Annotated in this window: 11 protein-coding genes; all 11 read left to right on the forward strand. The window is 35.5% G+C overall.

The genetic code is table 11. The annotated features are described in order from the left end of the window. Positions 1-85: 85 nt before the first annotated feature. The 11 genes from IPZ78_RS11175 (at position 86) to IPZ78_RS11225 (ending at position 20,565) form a co-directional block, all read left to right on the forward strand. Positions 86-3,130, forward strand: a complete 3,045-nt coding sequence (locus IPZ78_RS11175; protein WP_225553700.1) for a SusC/RagA family TonB-linked outer membrane protein — start codon at positions 86-88, stop codon at positions 3,128-3,130. Between the two features lie 7 nt (positions 3,131-3,137). Then, positions 3,138-4,727, forward strand: coding sequence for a SusD/RagB family nutrient-binding outer membrane lipoprotein (locus IPZ78_RS11180; RefSeq protein ID WP_225553702.1), 1,590 nt, complete (start codon positions 3,138-3,140; stop codon positions 4,725-4,727). 48 nt (positions 4,728-4,775) lie between these two features. Beyond that, entirely contained in the window at positions 4,776-5,753 is a 978-nt protein-coding gene (locus IPZ78_RS11185; protein ID WP_225553704.1) for an N-acetylmuramoyl-L-alanine amidase family protein, read from the forward strand. Next, positions 5,725-6,396 carry a peptidoglycan recognition protein family protein gene (locus IPZ78_RS11190; protein WP_225553707.1) on the forward strand — a complete coding sequence of 224 codons (672 nt, stop codon included), beginning with the start codon at positions 5,725-5,727 and terminating at the stop codon, positions 6,394-6,396. Before IPZ78_RS11185 ends, IPZ78_RS11190 begins: the two co-directional genes overlap by 29 nt. Before the next feature lie 339 nt (positions 6,397-6,735). Further along, the gene (locus IPZ78_RS11195) at positions 6,736-7,968 is read left to right on the forward strand and encodes an exo-beta-N-acetylmuramidase NamZ family protein (RefSeq protein ID WP_225553709.1); all 1,233 of its coding nucleotides are present in this window, start codon (positions 6,736-6,738) and stop codon (positions 7,966-7,968) included. Between the two features lie 114 nt (positions 7,969-8,082). Continuing rightward, complete coding sequence (locus tag IPZ78_RS11200) at positions 8,083-11,367, forward strand: SusC/RagA family TonB-linked outer membrane protein (protein WP_225553710.1); 3,285 nt, start codon at positions 8,083-8,085, stop codon at positions 11,365-11,367. A 12-nt stretch (positions 11,368-11,379) separates the two neighbouring features. Further along, on the forward strand, positions 11,380-13,104 hold the full coding sequence (locus IPZ78_RS11205) for a RagB/SusD family nutrient uptake outer membrane protein (RefSeq protein ID WP_225553712.1): 1,725 nt from the start codon (positions 11,380-11,382) through the stop codon (positions 13,102-13,104). A 431-nt stretch (positions 13,105-13,535) separates the two neighbouring features. Next, on the forward strand, positions 13,536-16,607 hold the full coding sequence (locus IPZ78_RS11210) for a SusC/RagA family TonB-linked outer membrane protein (RefSeq protein WP_225553714.1): 3,072 nt from the start codon (positions 13,536-13,538) through the stop codon (positions 16,605-16,607). A gap of 8 nt (positions 16,608-16,615) precedes the next feature. Continuing rightward, positions 16,616-18,145, forward strand: coding sequence for a SusD/RagB family nutrient-binding outer membrane lipoprotein (locus tag IPZ78_RS11215; protein WP_225553716.1), 1,530 nt, complete (start codon positions 16,616-16,618; stop codon positions 18,143-18,145). An 11-nt stretch (positions 18,146-18,156) separates the two neighbouring features. Next, a complete protein-coding gene (locus IPZ78_RS11220) occupies positions 18,157-18,939 on the forward strand; it encodes a hypothetical protein (RefSeq protein WP_225553718.1) in 783 nt (260 codons plus the stop codon). A 6-nt stretch (positions 18,940-18,945) separates the two neighbouring features. Next, positions 18,946-20,565 carry a PKD domain-containing protein gene (locus IPZ78_RS11225; protein ID WP_225553720.1) on the forward strand — a complete coding sequence of 540 codons (1,620 nt, stop codon included), beginning with the start codon at positions 18,946-18,948 and terminating at the stop codon, positions 20,563-20,565. Positions 20,566-20,574 lie beyond the last annotated feature (9 nt).

A 20,574-nucleotide genomic window follows, 5' to 3' on the forward strand; every position in this document is an offset into this window, starting at 1 on the left:
GATGGAATGATTAGTGCCGAAGCATTTAGTAGTTCTTGGAGTATTGAAAAATTATTTATAAACCTAATAATAATCTATCAAACACATGAAAAGAAGATTACTTCTCACATTTTTCGGGGTCGCTGTTTATGCATCCTGTTTGATGGCTCAGCAAAAGTCAATCTCTGGTAAGGTAATTAATCCTTCTGGCGAGGCTATGGGCAATGTCACAGTTGTAGTACAGGGATCAAATCGAACTGTAAAAACAAATTCGGACGGAACGTTTACGATTCAAGCTTCTCCTGGGGAAAAGCTCGTTTTTCGCGCTGTAGGCTCGAGTGAGTTTGTTCAAGTAGTCGGGTCACAAAATACATATTCAATTAGTCTTACTAATTCACAAGAGGAATTGCAGGAAGTTATTGTGACAGCGATGGGGATTAAACAACAGGCTCGTTCTATAAGTTTCGCTGTTCAAAATGTATCTTCTAAAGATATTTCGGAGTCAAATCAACCGAATCTTGTTAATGCTATTCAGGGTAAGGTTGCAGGGGTACAGATCACCAATTCAGGGGGTGCTCCAGGGGCATCTGCAAATATTATGATACGTGGAGGAAGCTCACTTAGTGGTAATAATCAACCCTTATTTGTCATCGATGGTATTCCGGTAGATAACACAACTCCAGTATCTCAAGGTGGTTTAAGTGCTGGATCTGCTCCTGCATCCAATAGGGGGATAGATATAAATCCTGAAGATATAGCTAGTATGACTGTATTGAAGGGGCCTGCTGCTGCTGCACTTTATGGAATAAGAGCAGCTAGTGGTGCTATTGTTATTACTACAAAAACGGGTACATCTGGCCGCGGTGGAGTATCGTATGGAAATACTTTTTCATTTGATCAAGTAAATAGGTTGCCCGAGTTACAATCTAAATTTAAGCAAGGTTTACTCGGTGCATTTGACGATAAAAGTTATCTATCATGGGGTCCAGAGTTTTCTTCAAGTGATATGATTTATGATAATTTGGGTGATTTTTTTCAATCGGGTTTTGCCCAATCACATGATCTTACTGCTAGTGGAGGTACAGAGAAGACTTCGTTTTATACTTCAGCATCTATTTTTGATCAAGGTGGTATTGCAAAAAATACAGATTTTGGCAGAAAATCATTCCGATTAAATGCTGATCATAAAGTCTTTGATAATTTAAAGATTGGTGGTAATATGAATTATGTTAATACGGACAGAACATATTTTCCACAAGGGAGTGCTAATGGTGTCATGGGGGCAATTTATTGGCCTAGAAATGTTGACATGAAAGACTATCTTACCCCTGCAGGTACTCAAAAAATACTAAGTGAAAATTCTACTGGCGCTATCGATAATCCATATTGGACGATAAATAAAAAGCCTATTACTAACAAAGTAAACCGTGTTATTGCAATTGGTGATATTTCTTATGATCCATTTTCTTGGATGAATTTGACCTACCGTTTAGGGACCGATTACTATACGGAAAACTTTCAAAGTCTTACTACTCCAACTTCGCAAACCAATATTAATGGTTATTTGGCTGAGTCGACAGCTAATAATCAAATAACTACGTCGACATTTTTAGCAAATTTCAGAAAATCTCTTTCTGATTTTAATTTCAATTTGACTTTAGGTCATAATGTGGAAGCAACATTTAGGCAGACGACAACAGCTACCGCTAGAAATTTTATTGATCCAGATTTTGTTGGTATCAATAATTCACTTGCGGCAAATCGTACTGTATCCAAATCATTAAGTCGAAGAAGAATTATTGGAGCTTTTGGTGATTTGAATATGGATTGGAAAAATATGGTCTTCTTAAACATTAGAGGTCGTAACGATTGGTCATCTACATTGCCTAAGTCTAATAATTCCTTTTTCTACCCTTCGGTCAGTGCATCTACTGTTGTCACGGATTTATTAAAGGAATTAAATGTTGTCGAGTCTACAGGAGTCTTATCTTATGCTAAGATAAGGGGGGCATGGGCTCAAGTTGGTAAAGATGCGCCTACTCACGTTTTGCAAACTACATTAGGAACTTATATTAATGATTTCACTATAAATCCTAGAGGATTTATTACTAATATTAACGATTACTATGGTAATCCTAATCTTAAGCCAGAGTTTACAAATTCGTATGAGGTAGGAGCTGATGTTCGTTTTTTCAATAATCGATTGAATTTGGATGTGACTTGGTACAAAACTAAATCAGATGATCAAATTTTGGGCACAAGAACTCCACCTTCTTCAGGTTCGTTCTTGGCTTACTTAAATGGAGGATCTATCCAGAACAAAGGATGGGAAGCTATTGTTAATATTCAGCCAATTAAAAAGCAAAACTTCTCTTGGAACTTTGATGTCAATTTTAGCACCAATAAATCGAAAGTATTAAGTTTACCTGGAAGTTTAGATAGGGTAGAATTGTCAGATGCTTGGGTGGTAGATGATGCTGCGCAGGGTGCTGCTTATCTTAATGGAAGTTTGTTTGGGATAAATGGTAGATCTTGGAAAAAGAATGATCAAGGTCAATATTTGTTAGACAATAATGGAAGACCTCAGATCTCATCTGTATTATCTCAAGTAGGTGATCGTAATCCAGATTGGATAGGTGGTATTACCAATAATTTTAAATATAAAGATTTCGGTTTGTCTTTTATGTGGGATTTCAGACAAGGTGGAGATGTATTTAATGCAACAGCGGTTACTTTAGTTAAATCTGGTTTGAGTCCTTTTACTTTAGACCGTGGTACAACTGTTATTCCTGGTATTATAGAGTCGACAGGGGTAGAAAATAATAAGGCTATTAATTTGGACCAAGATTATTATCAGACTTTGTATGCCGCTAACGCAACAAACTTTGTAGAGGATGGAAGTTGGGTTCGATTAAGATATGTGAGCTTAACATATGCTGCTCCTCAATCATTAGTTAATCAATTAAAATTAAAAAACCTACAATTTACTCTTACAGGAAGAAACTTGTTGTTGTTTAGCAATTATTCAGGCGTTGATCCTGAGGTTTCTGGTAGCGGAGCTGGTGTAGGAGGTTCAGGTTCTTTTGGTTTTGATAACCTTGGATTGCCAGCGACTCGTGGTTTTGATTTTGGTTTTAAATTTTCTTTTTAATTAGGTTATGAAAAATAGAACATTAAAAAATAGTTTGGGTCTTATTTCTCTCGGAGTTTCTTTGATATTTAATTCATGTGAGAACTATCTAGATGTAAACACAGATCCTAATAATCCAGCTAAAGTAGAGGCTGCAAGTCGTATTGCGGGTGCTATAACAACATCTAGTGGAGCTTCACAATGGCGTGGAACACGAGAATTGGCTGCTGTAATGCAGTATGGAGGCCTTCAAAGTGCTTCTTCAGGAGGTTATGCTGCAGCAAACTGGAGATTTACAGCAAGTTATTTCTTGTGGCAAAATGCATATGTAAATACGATGCCAAATTCAGTGGATTTAATTCGTTTAGGAGAGGAAGAAGGTAATCTACATTTTGTAGGTGTGGGGAAAACAATTCTAGCACTGAATTTTGGATTATTGACTAGTCAATACGGTGATATAGTTTTCGATGATTATTATGATGGGAAAAATCAAATAGCATTAACACCGAAGTTCAATACACAAAAAGAAGTCTATGAAAAAATCCAAGTATTGCTTGACGAGGCTATAGTGGCATTCGATAATACTACGAATAATAGACCTTTGAATATTAAAAATGGAGATTTATTGTATCAAGGTGATGTAAGTAAATGGAAAAAGTTTGCGTGGTCATTAAAAGCAAGGTATTATAATCATTTAAGTAAAAAGTCCAGTCTGTATAATGCTGACAAAGTAATAGAAGCATGTTCTAAAGGTTTTGATGGAGATGGCATGGATGCAGAATTCGCCTATTTGTCAGGAGGGTTGTTGGTAGATGAAAATCCATGGTCAAGCTGGGGAGGGTTTGAGAGCACGACAAATCCTAGGTATTTTGCATGGACCCAGTTTTTCGTTAATATGTTAACATCATTTCCTGTGTCTAACACATTGTACGATGATCCTCGTGTTTCTAAAATTATGAAACCCGCTGCTTCTGACGGGAAATATAGGGGCCCTGGGTCTGGAAATTTTATCACGAATGGTCAAGGAGTGCTTGCGGATGGAAGTGCTGGCGATGCTACGAAAACGTCTCCTAATGATTACGGTAGATTTAGTAAAAGTGGTTATTATACTAACACTACATCTCCATTTGGATTCATTACTTACTCTGAGGTTAAATTTATAGAAGCCGAAGCAAGACTGCGTAAGGGAGATAAATCAGGGGCAAAAGTAGCTTTTGAAGAAGGTGTTAAAGCAAATATGCGCAAGCTTGGTGTTAGTGGATCTGAAATCACGGCATATTGGGTGAGCCAAAAGGCAGATGGTTTTGATACTAAGTTCGAAGCATCATTAAACAATGGTTTATCTTACATTCTAAGACAAAAGTATATATCATTGTGTTTGAATCCGGAAACATGGAACGATATGCGTAGAATGGACTATAGCGCAGCTATTTATGGCCCTAGTTTGAAACGTCCAAAGTATCTTAATACTACTGTTTTTGATGAAAATAACCCTAATCAATGGATACAAGCTATGGTTTACGAAACGAATGAACAGACTCGTAATCCAGATGCTGTAGGGGATAATTCTGAAAAAAGTAGATTGTTGACTCCTACTTGGATAAATACTGCTGAATAATTATTGAAAAAAGGGACTTGCAAAGTCCCTTTTTAATATTTAACTTTTATGAGTAATTTAATTACGTTTCTTTTTCTGCTAATATCACTAAATCTTGTTTCTGGTCAGAGTCTAAAAGATATACGAATATGTCTTGATTCTGGTCATGGAGGTACTAGTGCTACGGATTCATTCCGGATAGGATTAAATGGAGAGAGAGAAGAGTGGATAAATTTGAGAGTAGCAAAATATTTGGAGAAGATGTTGGTGTCTGAAGGTGCTGTCGTAAAAATGACGCGTGATAGTGATGTTTTTGTTGATTTGCATGAGAGAGGTCGTATAGCGAATGAATTTGGGGCTAATATTTTTGTTTCTATTCATCATAATGCTACAGCTGATAGATCTGTTAATTATCCCGTGATCTATTTCCATGGAAGTGCATTGGAAAATGTGTCAAGCGTAAATTTTGCTCATTTACTAATTAATGAATTTCATGAACATTTATATCCTAATGAGAAATTGTATTCTATAGTTTCTGATTATTTAATATTTCCAAATCGAGGAGCCGCTGTATTAAGAGGAACCTATGGAATACCTTCTGTAATTGGAGAAGCATCATATTTTTCTAATCCCTCAGAAGAACTTCGTCTTAAAGATACTTTGTATAATTATAAAGAAGCAGTAGCATATTTTGAAGCAGTTAAGAAATTTTTTAACACGAATAAGTATGCTATATATCCTGAAAAATCACTGTCAAAAGAAATTCCTCAAATTGTGGTAAATCAGGAGGCTGGGCGTATGTCTAAGTCAGCACTTTCTTGGTCCTCTCACCTAGATTATGTAGATGAGATCATAAAATCCAGAAATGTAGAAAAGTTTGCTGTAGCTAGAGATTATGTTTGGGACATTATGAAGTTTTTTCCTGATAATTATAGAGTCCATGAAATGTATAGTAATATGTTGTATATCCTACAGGAATTAAAAGAGACTGAGGCTTATGAAATAGTAAAAAAGAGATATGAAAATTATATTTATAAGATTAATTAATTGTGTACTAATTTTAATGTTAGGTATCGAGGTGTATTCCCAAGATTTAAGAATCTATCAGACTCCTTTGGAGTGGAATAAGGAAAGAGATTCTCTTACTATAGAGTATTTAAATAAGCGCCACGGTATTCATCAAGATGATGCAACAATTGTTCCTACCATGGTTGTTGTGCATTGGACAGCAAATGATAGTTATGAAAAAACAATGGCTATTTTTAAATCACCTTTTCTGAATGGTAGACCAGAGCTCCTTAACCAAAGTAGACTGAATGTTTCTTCTCAATATATAATTGAACGAGATGGTACTATCTTTCAATTGTTACCGGATACAATATTTGCTAGACATACTATTGGTTTGAATTATTGTGCTATTGGTATTGAGAATATTGGCAGCAATTCTATGCCATTGACGAAAAAACAATTGAATGCAAACGCTAGGTTAATTAAATATTTGTCAGCAAAATATCCTATTAAATATGTTATTGGTCACCATGAATATGGTCAACTGAAAAATACTTCCTTATGGAAGGAGACTGATCTTAATTATTTTACAAATAAGATTGATCCAGGAGATAAATTTATGAAAGGATTAAGACGGAAGATTAGAAAGTTGAAATTACAAAAGCTTCCTACTAATGAATAATTTTTTCGGTGCCTGAAACAAAGCCTCCCAAGAAAATGGGAGGTTTTGTTGTGTGTAACCGATTGTGTAACTTAAAAGTTACTTATATGTGTACAATATACACCTAAAAATCTACGGAAATTAAATTTTGTTATCCCACAAATGCGAATTTGAAGTTAGTATTGGTTATGTTTTATTATTATGTTGTTTAGACAATTATCGGTTTTGTGCGCATTTGTTATTTGTTTTTGCCAAAACATGACTATTTAATTCATTAAAATTGCTTTTTTGTGCGTTTTTGTTGTATTTTTATGCGAGATAATCAAACTGTTTAAATTAAAAGAAGAGTTGCAATTAAAAATGATGGGATTTAAATCTGCACTTTTGGTAACCTTGTTATGTGTTACATTGTTTTCTTGTAATATTTGTAAGTCAACACAGAAATCAAAAGTTGTATCGAAAGAAGAAAGTGTAACTGGTGCTGGGAAGATTACTCCTGCAGCAGATCAATTGGTTAATTATTTGCCTCTATTGAAGGGTAAAAAAGTAGGGTTGATGGGTAATCAAACTACTATAGTTGGTGAGAATAAAGAGCACTTAGTAGATGTTTTATTGGCGAATGGTGTTGACCTAAGATTTGGTTTTGCACCTGAACATGGTTTTAGAGGTACAATTGAGCGTGGTGAAAAAGTTGATAACGATAAAGATGCTAAAACTGGTTTGCCATTGTATACTTTGTATGGAGGTAATGATAAACAGGATTCTATCGTGCAATCTGTTGATGTAATGATCTTTGATTTGCAAGATGTCGGCGCACGCTTTTATACATATATTACGTCATTACACAGAGTCATGGAATTGTGTGCTAAGCACAATAAAGAATTAATCGTATTGGATCGACCAAATCCATGTGGAGATCAAGTCGATGGACCAGTTCGTAAAGATGATAAATTCAAGTCAAATGTTTCATTTCACAAAATAGCTATGATCCACGGTCTAACTGTAGGTGAGTTGGCTAACATGATAAATGGAGAAAAATGGTTAGAGAATGGACTTCAATGTAAAGTAACAGTTGTTCCAGTCGAAAATTGGGACCACTCTATGATGTATGAACTTCCAATAGTTCCTTCCCCTTCTTTACCTAATCACCTTTCGGTAAGATTATATTCTTCTTTATGTCTATTCGAAGGAACAGAAATTTCTGTAGGCAGAGGTACAGATTGGCCATTTCAAGTAGTCGGTTATGACGACCCTGTGTATGGTTCATTCACATATAATCCGGGCGAGAAAGAAGGTATGGTAAAGCACGTAGAAGGTAAAGGTCAGACTATGTATGGTTTAGATTTGCGTGGTCTGAATGCTGATGATCAAAAATTTACCCTTAAATATGTTATTGATTTTTATCAAAAAATGCCTGATAAATCTAAATTCTTTACACGCGCAGCATTTTTCGATAAGTTGGCAGGTACGGACGAATTGCGCAAGCAAATAATTGCAGGCAAATCTGAAAAGGAGATACGTGCCTCTTGGTCTAAAGATCTTGATGAATATAAGCAAATGCGTAAAAAGTATTTGTTGTATAAGGATTTTTAATAATCTACTTATAATAGAAAAACACTTCTATTATCCTAAGGCTTATCTATTATCACACTAGATAGGTGAGCCTTTTTTTTACTTATGAATATTCGGTTTATTTAATTGCTATATATGAGAAACACATTACTATTCTCTATTGCATTGGGTATGGCAGTAAATGCAGAAGCTTCTTCTGTTAAATTTACAAATGCTACAAACCTACATGCTGCGACTGCCTATTATAATGGTAGGCTGGTACAAAATACTGTACAGGGTACAGTGTCGGATTCGAATGGTCCGGTTGAAGGAGTTACAGTATCTGTAATAGGTGTTCCTGGCGCCACCACCACAGATTCAAATGGTAATTTTAAAATTAATGCTGCTTTAGGCTCGACTTTGCGTTTTTCGAACATTGGCTATCTTGCACAAGATATCAAAGTTACGTCAAATACGATCAACGTTACTTTAGTATCTGAAGATAATACGTTAGATGAGGTTGTAGTAGTAGGTTATGGTTCTCAAAAACGTTCAAACGTAACTGGTGCTGTTTCTACTGTTGATATCAGTAAAACTCTTGAAAACCGTCCTGTAGTTGATGCTGGTAGAGCTTTACAAGGTGTAGTAGCTGGTTTAAATATTACGACTCCAAGTGGTGACTTAGGTGGTGATCCAACGATTCGTTTGCGTGGTGTTAGCGGTTCGTTGCAATCCTCAGGTGGTGCTTCGCCATTAATTTTGGTAGACGGAGTGGAAGTTCCTAGTTTGTCTTTAGTCGGCCCGAATGATATTGAGTCAATGTCAGTAATCAAAGATGCCTCTGCTGCTATTTATGGCTCTAGAGCAGCTTATGGCGTTATTTTGATCAAAACAAAATCAGGAAAGCGTAATTCAAAAACATCAATTTCATACGATAACAACTTTGGTTTTCAAACGCCAACTACTTCTCCTGAAATCGCATCTGGAGCTGACGGTGCTAGATTAGCATTAGCTGCATTTAAGAGATTTAATCCAAGTGCTACAGGTTTTGAAAACTTAGGTATCCGCTATGATGACTACGCTGTTGGGAAAATGGCTGAATGGCAAAGTCTTTATGGAGGTCAAGATCTTGGTACAGAAATGGTCGTAGGTAGAGACTATGAAGTAAAAGACGGTTTCTTGTATTTTCACAGAACTTGGGATGCTGAAGATATGTTTATGAAAAATTGGACTCCGCAACAAACGCATAATGTAAGCGTTAATGGCGGTTCTGATAAAGTGAACTTTAATATCGGTTTAGGATATATGAATCAAAAAGGTATCTTGAAAGTTAATCCTGACGATTATTCTCGTTACAACTTGAATATCGGAGTTAACGCAGAGATTACTAGCTGGTTGACAGGTTATGCTAAGGCATTGTACTCTACATCAGATGCTTCTAAGCCATTTAATTATAATAGTGCTGTTTATGATCCGTGGTTTTATTTGTATAGATGGCCTGCTAACTACCCTTATGGTACTATCGATGGTATAGGTATGCGTAATGCAATCAATGATGTTGAACAAGCATCAATGAATAGTAATAAATTCAATTTTGGACGTTTTACTTTTGGTGGAACAGCAAAGATCGCAGAAGGATTAACTGTGGACGCGGATTATACCTATTCGAATAACGCTAGAAGACAGCATGAGGTAGGTGGTCGAGTATATGGCTGGGATTTCTGGCAAAAAAAGGAATTCACACAAGGGTATTATTCTGCAACAAACTACGATTATACGCAGTTCATTAATTCATTCGAAGATCGTCATGTAGCAAACATGTTTGCTACATGGGTGAAAAATTATGGTAATCACAACCTGAAGGTAATGGGTGGTGTTAATGCTGAATTGGTCCAAAATGAATCACAGACAGTGAAGCGTATGAACTTATTAGACTATGATTATGGTCAAATCGGTTTAGCAAATGGAACTACGACAGGTGCTAGCTCTGCAGGTCACTGGTCTACATTAGGTTTCTTTGGTCGTGTGAATTACGATTATCAAGATAAATACCTTGTTGAGATATTAGGTCGTTATGATGGTTCTTCACGCTTTAGATCAGACAATCGTTGGGGATTCTTCCCTGCTGCTTCAGTAGGTTATGTAATCACGAAAGAGGATTATATGGACTGGTCAAGAAGCTTCTTATCATTCATGAAAATTAGAGGTTCATGGGGATCAGTAGGTAACCAAAATGTTCCTTCTTCTTTATTCTTATCTACATTCAATTCTGCTACTTCAGATTGGTTAGTGGGTAATGAAATCTTGTCTACATTGACAACTCCTTCTATTATTTCACCATTCTTAACATGGGAAACCGTTACTACTAAAGAAATTGGAGTTGATGCAGCTTTCTTTAACAATAAGTTCAATGTTACGTTCAACAGATACGTAAGAACTGTGTCTGATATGATATCAGCAGGTGTTACTTTACCATCTTCTTTTGGTTCGACTACACCGATGCGTAATTTTGGTGAAATGCAAACCAACGGTTGGGAATTGGAATTAGCTTACAATCATCAATTTGAAAATGGTCTTTCGATGAGATTATCAGGTCAATTATCTGATTTCCAAGAGAAGATTACTAGATTCTCTGGTTTAGCAAATATTTATACAGATGGTACTTCATCTAACTACGAAGGCAAAACTATAGGAGAAATCTGGGGATATGAAACAGATAGATTTTTCACATATGATGACTTCAATGAGGTTAATGGAAAATATACCTTAAAAGATGGTATTCCTAGTCAAAGCTATTACCAAAGTAACACGTTTACATATGGTCCTGGTGATGTCAAATTTAAGGATTTAAATGGTGACGGTGTGATTAGTGTAGGTGATGGTACAGTAGCAAACCCTGGTGACCGTAAAATAATAGGTAACACAAGCCCTCGTTACAACTATGGATTTAGAGCTGATTTTGCGTACAAAGCTTTCGATTTAGGTGTATTCATTCAAGGTGTTGGAGAAAGAGCAATTTGGGCAGGTGGTGATTTAGCTATTCCAAGTTGGAGATATTCTGATGCGTATTATACACATCAATTGGATTACTGGACTCCAGAAAATCAGAATGCATTTTATCCTGCTCCAGCATTTCAAAATCAATCTAATGCATCGTTCAACTTTTTACCTCAATCAAAATACTTGTTGGATATGTCGTACTTGCGTTTGAAAAACGTAACATTTGGTTATACATTACCACAGGCTGCATTGGATAAAATTAAGTTTCAAAGAGCTAGAATTTTCTTCTCGGGTGAAAACTTATTTGAGTTTGATAATTTAATAGTTCCTATTGATGCCGAAACAGATTATACGGAAAATGGTAAAAATGACAAAAACTCATTTGGACGCTCATATCCTTATCGTCGTACAGTATCATTTGGTCTTCAATTAACATTTTAATTCTAGAAAGTAATGAAAAACTTAAAATATTTAGCATTCGCGGCATTAATTTCATTTAGTTCATGTAGCAAAGATTTCTTAAGTGATGGTTTCTTAGAAAAAGATCCTCTGGATCAATTGTCAGATCCAGCATTTTGGTCTTCAGAAAATAATATTCGTACTTATACTTTTGGATTTTATAATTCATATTTTAAAGGGTATGGAAAAAATAATACTTGGGGTAATTATTTTTCAGGTCAAGGTTTGAATGATGATTTTGCTCCATTAAAACCTGTAGAATTTACCATCAATGTCCCTACTTCTGGGGGCGGTTGGTCTGGTACAGTAAGTAACTTGCCTACATCTGCATCTACTCCTTTTGGAAGAATCAGAAAAGCAAATCAATTCATTGCTTCAGTTCCTTTGGCGAATATGGCAGAAGAAGCTAAGAATCACTGGTCAGGAATTGGTCGATTCTTTAGAGCTTTAGAGTATGCAAATTTTGTAAATACATTTGGCGATGTTCCTTATATAGATAAGGTATTATCTGAATCTGATGCTGAATTGTATAGAAAAAGAGATTCTAGAACTTACGTAATGGATAAAGTTCTAGAAGATTTTCAATTCGCGGCAGCAAATGTAAGAGCTAACGATGGTACGGCGAAATTATCTGTAAACAAATATGTTGTTTTAGCGTATATGTCACGTGTTTTCTTGTTTGAAGGCACATGGTTAAAATACCATGACATCGATCAAGCTCGTGCTAAAACTTATTTGGAGGCTGCAAAATGGGCTGCTGAAGAGGTTATTAAAGCAGGTGTATATAATGTTTCTGGAGATTATAGAGCTGTATTTTCTTCTTTAGATTTGACTTCTAATGCAGAAGTTATTCTTTTCAAAAGATACGAAGCAGGTTTGTTAACGCACGCGTTAATGTCTAATAACAATTTAGAGTCACAATCAGGGATTTCTAAAAGTGCTATAGAAAGCTATTTGGCATCTGATGGTTTACCAATTGCTATTTCAGCAACTTACAAAGGAGATAAAGGAATAGAGAATGTAGTAGCCAATCGAGATGGACGTTTAAATGGTACAGTAGTTCCTGCTTTACGTCTGCAAGGTGTTGTAACTAATTATTCTTCATCAGGCTATTCTACGTTGAAATTTTTGAATGAACAATTTAAGAATGATCAAATGGGTACATCATTTGTAAATACAACTGATGCTCCAATCATTCGTTATGGTGAAGTTTTAGTTAACTATGCAGAGGCTTGTGCGGAATTAGGAATAATAACACAGGATGATTTAGACAAATCGATAAACAAACTAAGAGCTCGTGCTGGAGTCAATTTGCCAAAATTGGAAATAGTTTCAGGACAGCCTGCTGTGAATGGAAAAGTGTACGATGATCCAAATCGTGATCAATCTGTTTCTAGTTTAATCTGGGAAATTCGTCGTGAGCGTCGCTCTGAATTAATCTTTGAGGGTTTCCGATTGAATGATTTGAGAAGATGGAAAAAACTAGAATATGCCGACGCAGATAAAAATCCTTCGATTAATCTAGGTGCATATATTGATAAAACGAAATGGACTGCAGATCAATTGAAAACTATTATTTTAAATCCTGAAGGATATATCGTTCCTTCGATTGTAGGTCGTACGGTAGTTGATAAGCATTATTTGGAACCAATTCCTCTAGATCAAATTGCATTGTATAAAGCAAACGGATCTGAGCTGAATCAGAATCCAGGTTGGTAGTTTTTACTATAATTTTATTAAAAGGCAATAATCATTTGATTATTGCCTTTTGTTTTTTAGGGAGATTGTTAATGCAAACTTTAGCGTTTTTGTGAATGATTGTTTCGTTGGTTATAGATCTTTAGTTGAATAAATTGTTAAATTTTAATCGTATTCTTCTTTTTAAAGAAACAATTGACTATATTCGATAAGTGTTTTTGCGTTTTTTGATAACAATATGTAAAACCACGATTTCACCTATTTAATTAAACTCTAGATTTTGAAGTAAATAATGTCTATCTAAGATACTTCTATAAATTGTAGTTTGTGCTAATATTTATAGAGGTAAAAAGCAGTTACTAGCCGATCCTTTTCAATCCTACTTCATTTAGTTTATTTAATTAATATTTTAAGAATTATAAATCATTAAACAATTAAATAATATGCTAAATATGAGAAAATATCTACTATTCTCTATTGCATTGGGGGTGACAATTCCTGGATATTCTTTTGCTAAGAAATCCTCATTGTCAAACAACTCTGATGCTTTAATCAAAGCCTATTTTCATCTTAAGTCAATTCAAAACAGTATTTCAGGATTGGTATCTGATAACTCAGGTCCTATATCTGGTGTTACAGTGCGAGTTGTAGAGACTGGAGTTTCTGTATCTACGGATACTAATGGAAAATATTCAATAAATGCAGCAATTGGTAATACGCTGCGATTTACAAGTATTGGATATGATCCAGTTGATGTCAAAGTAGTTAATGTTGTGACAAATGTTCAGTTAAAAGTTATTGATAATTCTTTAGACGAAGTAGTTGTGACGGCTTTAGGTATTGAACGAAACAAAAAGAATTTGACGTACTCTGTACAAACTGTAACAGGAGATGATTTAAGGGCTTCTAATCAAGGAAATATATTGAATGGACTACAAGGGAAAATCGCAGGTGCTCAAATATCATCCTCAGGAGGATCTCCTGGTTTGCCGACAGAAATAATCTTGAGAGGTTCGTCATCACTTACAGGAGATAACCAACCTCTAATGATCGTAGATGGTATTCGTGTTAATAATTCTTCATCTAATGGTACTGTAAATCGTATTGCAGATATTAATCCAGAAGATATAGAAGATATTTCAATATTAAAAGGAGCTGCAGCAGCAGCATTATATGGTATTGATGCGGCTTCTGGTGCAATTGTCATTACCACAAAAAAAGGAAAAGCAGGTGTAATGCAAATAGGCGGGTCTTATAAGGCTTTTGTAGAAACCATGGGAAGACTGCCTAGTCAACAAACAATTTATACAACAGGTACAGGAGGCACATATGATGAGTCTTCAGGCTCATCCTGGGGTAGGAAATTTAGATATGATGAGACGATTTATAATAATGTTCAGCGGTTTTTTCAAACAGCCCTTACACACGATGCAAATTTGAATATAAATGGAGGATCTGAAATTCTTCAATATTATATGTCGGGAGGGTATCGGAAAGCAGGATCAATGGTGCCTAATACTTCTCAAGATAAAATTAGTTTTTTAATGAAGGGTACCGCTAAGCTTAGTTCAAAGACTAGTGTTACCGCATCAGCTAATTATGTTGAGAATGATATCCAAGAGGGTTTAGGAGGAGCTAGTGCAGGTGGTTGGATAAATAGTATCTTGACATATCCACTTCGTTATGATATCTTAGAATATCAAAAACCAAATGGAGAGCCTCTGTACTCCTATATAGAGAGTGAAGATGACGGGCGTAACGCTCGAATATCTCCTATGTGGGGAGTCATGCGTAACCCTAGGAATAATAATGTCAATCGTTTCATAGTAAATGGTAGTGTAGATTATAAAGCTACTGATTGGTTGAAACTGAATTATAGATTGGGACAAGATTGGACTTCATCAAAATACAGGACTGTTACAACTCCAGGGACTCCAGGTTCTTATTTCGAGGGCTTTGTGTCAGAATCTAACAGCAATTCTAAGTTTATTACTTCAACATTTAATGCTACAGTGCAAAAGAAGATTTTAGATGATTTCAATTTATCATTAATTCTTGGAGCTAATAGTGATTATTATGAATCTGCAGGAGTTGGGTATCAAGGAGAAGGTTTTTTAGTTCCTGATATTTTTTCACCAAATGTCATTGAAAGAGATGGGATTATCCTTTCAGAAAGCTTAAGTAGAAGGCAACGATATGCAATTTATGGAGATTTGAGCTTTTCATACAAAAACTTACTAACGATTGGTATGACAGGAAGAAATGATTGGACCTCAACACTATCTCCACAGCACAGGCAATTCTACTCGCCTTCATATTCAGGGAGTTTTACTTTTTCAGAATTAATCAGCCCTGAAGATTGGTTCGGGAAATTAAGGGTTAGTTATGCTAAAGTAGGTAAGGACGCTCCAATTTATAGGACAAACACCAATTTAAGACAAGTTGCTACTGTTGGAGGTGGATTTGTCGTGGACGCTACTGGTGGTAATCCAAATCTTCGACCAGAGCGAACATCAGAATTTGAGATTGGAACTGAACTTGGATTTTGGAATAGAAGATTGAATATTGACTTCACATATTACAAACGTGAAAGTATTGATATGATTATGACGCCTCGTGTGCCATTACCTTCGGGATACGTAATAATGACATTCAATGCGGGTTCATTATGGAATAGGGGTATTGAAGCTTCTGTAAACATAATACCAGTCAAGAATGATAACATAACTTGGAGTAGTACTTTGAATGCTTGGAAGAATACTTCCAAAATGACACAATTTGCTGGTGATATTGTGAGGTTCCCATATACAAATGCCCAATTGACTGTTGGTAAAGCAGCATCAGCCCTTGATGAGCATGTTTTAGGTATTTCTGGTACTGATTATAAGCGTACAGAGGAGGGGTATGTTGTCGTGGATGCGAATGGTTACCCTGTGATTGATGCAACTGAAAAAACGATTGGTAATAGAGAACCAGAGTTTAATATTGGTTGGCTTAATAAGATCAATTACAAAGGTTTCAACCTTTCATTTATGTGGGATTTTAGATTTGGAGGTGACATCTTGAATGCCTCACGTCAGCGTATGATGTCTACAGGTACAGGTTATGATGTAGGGCAATGGCGTGACAAAGAATTTGTTTTTAATGGAGTAGTTGCACAGGAAGATGGTAGTTATGTGAAAAATGAAAAACCTGTTGTATTAAACTATAGCTTCTTTGCAAATAATTATTACCAAGTAGGGACAAATTTTGTGGAGAAGATTAATTGGGCTCGAGTTAGATATATAACCTTAGGATATACATTACCTTCATCTTTGGCAAGTAAGTTCGGGCTGAATCGTTTAGGTTTAGAGTTCTCTGCTCAAAATCCATTCATAATAACAAACTATTCAGGAGGAGACCCTGAAGTTAATAGTGCTGGCCCAAATGCTGGTGGTGCAGGAGGGGCAAGTACAATGGGGGTAGACAATGGCGCAATACCATTACCTAGGGCATTTTCGTTTGGTTTAAATATTGGTTTATAATATAAGTCATGAAAAGATATATATATACATTTTCGATATTATTAGCGTTACTAACAATATCATCTTGTAATAAGTTGGATCTTAATTACAATCCTGTTCAACCAGTAACTGTACCGTCTAACCAAAGACTACCATCTATACAAGCAAATTTAGCATATTCATTATACTCACAAGCTAGATTCGCAGCTTATCATAGTTATTATGTAACTAGTCGTACTGGTAATAGCAATGCACAGACAGATACATGGAATTATAATAATATAAACCGTATGGGGGCTTGGAGATGGCATTATTTTGATGTTGGATCAAATATATCAGGCCCTGCAGGTATGCTCTTGAGGGCATCGGAAGACGGTGATAATAATTATACAGGTGTTGGTAAAATAATGTTAGCGTTAAGCTTTTTGTCTGCAACAGATGTTTTTGGCGATATGCCATATGAAGAAGCTTACAACGGAACATTTAATCCTAAATATGATTCTCAAGAAAGAATTTATCAAGGAGTGGAAATATTGCTAGACGAAGGGATTTTGGAATTGAAGAACGTCAGTCCACTTGCACGTAGTATGAATTCATCGGTTGATTTAATTTACGGGGGTGACTATAACAAATGGATCGCTCTAGCAGAAGGGATTCGAGCACGTATGAAATTGCATACAGCAAATTTTAAAAACGGTTATCAAGATGTTATAAATGCTGTTAATCTAGCATTAGCAAATTTTGATGACGCATTATTTAGATATCCATCAAAAAGTGATCTGAATTTTGAGAAAAACCTTTGGGGTGAAGCTAGGCCAAATCCAGAATGGCAATTCGCAGATATCCGAAATGATCTTGTTAACTCTCTACCTACAGATGTTTTTATGAAGGCTATGACAGTAGATGCAACTACAAATTCATATGATCCAAGGTTGTATAAATTGACTACACCAGGTGTAAATAGAAAATATTTGGGCGCTAAAATGTCAGAAGGTTTAAGAGATGTCTCGCTTCCTTCGGGTACGGTTTATCAAGATTTTGCAAACTTATATAATGGCTATTGGACAGCAGATAGTTCCATGTATCCTTATATGGTTAAGGAAGAACTTTATTTTATCAAAGCAGAGGCCCTGTATCACACGAATGACAAGCAAGGAGCATATAGTGCTTATAAATTAGGTGTTGAAACTAACCTTAGAAGATTAGGTGTTGAAGAAGGACAAATAATTAATTTCTTGGGATCTAATAAATTAGCGCAATCAATAGAAAAATTGACTATAGCAGATATTATGATGCAAAAGTGGGTTGCGCTATACCTTCAGGCTGAGACATGGGTGGATATCAGAAGATATGGCTATAGTAATGTGGCGTATCCTGATCTTTACTATCCAAGATATGCATTAGCAGAATGGGGAGGAAGATATATTCAACGTTTCGTATATGATCCACAGACTGAATATGTATATAATCCTAAGGAAATAGAAAGATTAGGAGCAGGGTCGAGAGATTGGGTTTTTAAACCATTATGGTGGGCAGAAAATTCTACATTAAAAAATTAAAGGAGAGCAATATGAAAAGTATTTTTAAATATATGATATTGGCTGTGTTTACCTTAGGTGTTGTTGGGTGTGATAAAAATGATCCAATTACTGAGTTGGGATCGACAAATGGGGAGTTTTCAGCTCAACTAAGTGTAAGCTACAATAATACACGGCCAGCGATTGGAGATAGTCTAATTGTGACAGCATCTACTTGGCAACGTGATGACAAGTTTGATAAAATTGTTTTTTATGAGACCATTTATGAATCATTTGGCGTAGAGATCAAATTAAAACATGGAACTTCAATTAATACTAAAGATATAGAACAGGACAATAATAAATATTCAACATTGATTATGTCTGATACTATTAAAAGTAGAGGTGAATGGGGCAAGGTCTTAGCACAGGATTTAGATAAATATTGGGTTACTGTAACAAACAATTATGTTATTCGATTACCCTATACAATACAGCGTCTTGATGGAAAATATCCAAGCGATAATTCATTAATAACTAAGATGACGACATCTGAATTTGCAATATTAAAAAGTTTGTTAGCTTATAATATAACCAAAGAAGATTATTTAGCTCTATTTCCTGGATCTCCATCTAGTCATTTTACGACTGCGGGATCATTAACAAATGTAGGGATGGATAATTTACGAAGTCAATTAACCAGTCAAAAGTTATTGGAGATTACCAATGCAGTTGTAAAGAAGGGAGCTTATACAGTAGCGCTGGTCGTAGATGTGATTACCCCAACTGGAGCCGTAACTTCTTCTACACCTAGAATATTTGAAAATACAATTTAAGAAATTATGAAAAGTTTAAAATATTTTTATTTACTGGCAATATTTCTATTTGTGTCTGGATGTAGCAAAGAAGAAATACAGAATATAGGTCAGCAGGGACAGTACCTTGCCAATTTTGACTTTCCAACAGTTAAAGTTTTTGCTCCTGGAAAAGTAGGTATTACAAATAGATCAAAGAATGCCGATAAATTTGAGTGGGAATTTAATGACGCAAAACGAGTTACTCCTCAAGGTGACACTGTAGAATATCTAACTTCAGATAAGATGGTTCCAGATTCTGCTTTCTATGAATTACCAGGCGAGTATGAAGTTAAATTAACGACATGGCAAGGAAATCAAAAGCAGGAAATTATTAAAAAGATTATTGTTGAGAAGCAAGCTCCTACTATCTTACCGCCAGACAACATTGGAGTATTTATGGAGGTTGAATTCGCAACTAAAGTATTTCAATACCCAGGAAAACCTATTACATATAATTGGGATTTTGGAAATGGAATTACTTCAAATTTAGCGAATCCAAAAGTTACATTTACGATTGAAGGAACTCAATTGGTAAAACTAACGATCAACGATGGTCAAGAAACATTATCTACTGAATTATTAATAAATGTTCAGGGTGAATTAGCTAAGACAATATATTTCACAGATGCATTCTCGAGAAGGATTTATAAGTATAAATTGACAAAACAAAGTGTTAGTCAAGTGGAATGGATTGGTGTTTCTACTGGATATAATGCATTCGGATTATCAGTAAAGGGAAGTAAATTATATCTATCTGAGGCAGGTTTAGGAACCAGATTTTCATCAGGGGATGCTGCTAAAGCAGATGGTTCATTGAAATCATATAATTTGGATGGATCTGGTGAAAATATTATCTCGAAGCCAGTTGCATCAACTTTAGATTATCGTGATGACCCTTGGATGCATACTGTAGATCAATACGGAAATATCTGGTGGACCTGTAGAAATTGGGGGGTTCGTGCATTGAATGCTTCAGCCTCGGAAGCCAGTTATCCAGCTGTCAAGTTTAATATCAATGCTACTATTGCTGGCGAAGGAGTGGCAACTTACTTTGCGTCAGACATTAAAGAAGTTGGAAATGAAATCTGGGTTTCTTATGCAGGAACGACTGGTAAAGGTATTTATAAGTTTGGATATGATGGGGCTTTTATTGGAAAGTTCACTACAGCAATTCAAAGTCATGCTATTAGGACTTTTGTAGTTGATCAAGTAAACAAACATATTTATTTTGCTACAAATAGAGCTGATGGAGGTCGAGCGGTAGGAGTTTATAGAGCAGACCTAGATGGCTCTAATATAATTGCTATTGATGCGAATTGGACTATGGGTATTGGTTCTGGAGGATTTAGTGATCAAGGAGCTGCAGGAGAATTTATTTATATAACAAATCTTGATATCGATGTGGATGAAAATGGAGATGGACATTTATATTATGGATATCGTAGCTTTTCAGATATAAGAGGAAGTGGTAACCCACCAACACTAGGCACATCAGCAGAGAACTCTGGAATTAAAGCATATAATTTAGATGGATCAGAAAGTTCTAAATTCCTATTTAAAGGATATGCTCCATATGGATTGGCAATTGATCAAGTTAAACGATAATTGTAATAT

It is taken from the genome of Sphingobacterium bovistauri (genome assembly GCF_020295405.1).
GTDB lineage: Bacteria > Bacteroidota > Bacteroidia > Sphingobacteriales > Sphingobacteriaceae > Sphingobacterium > Sphingobacterium bovistauri.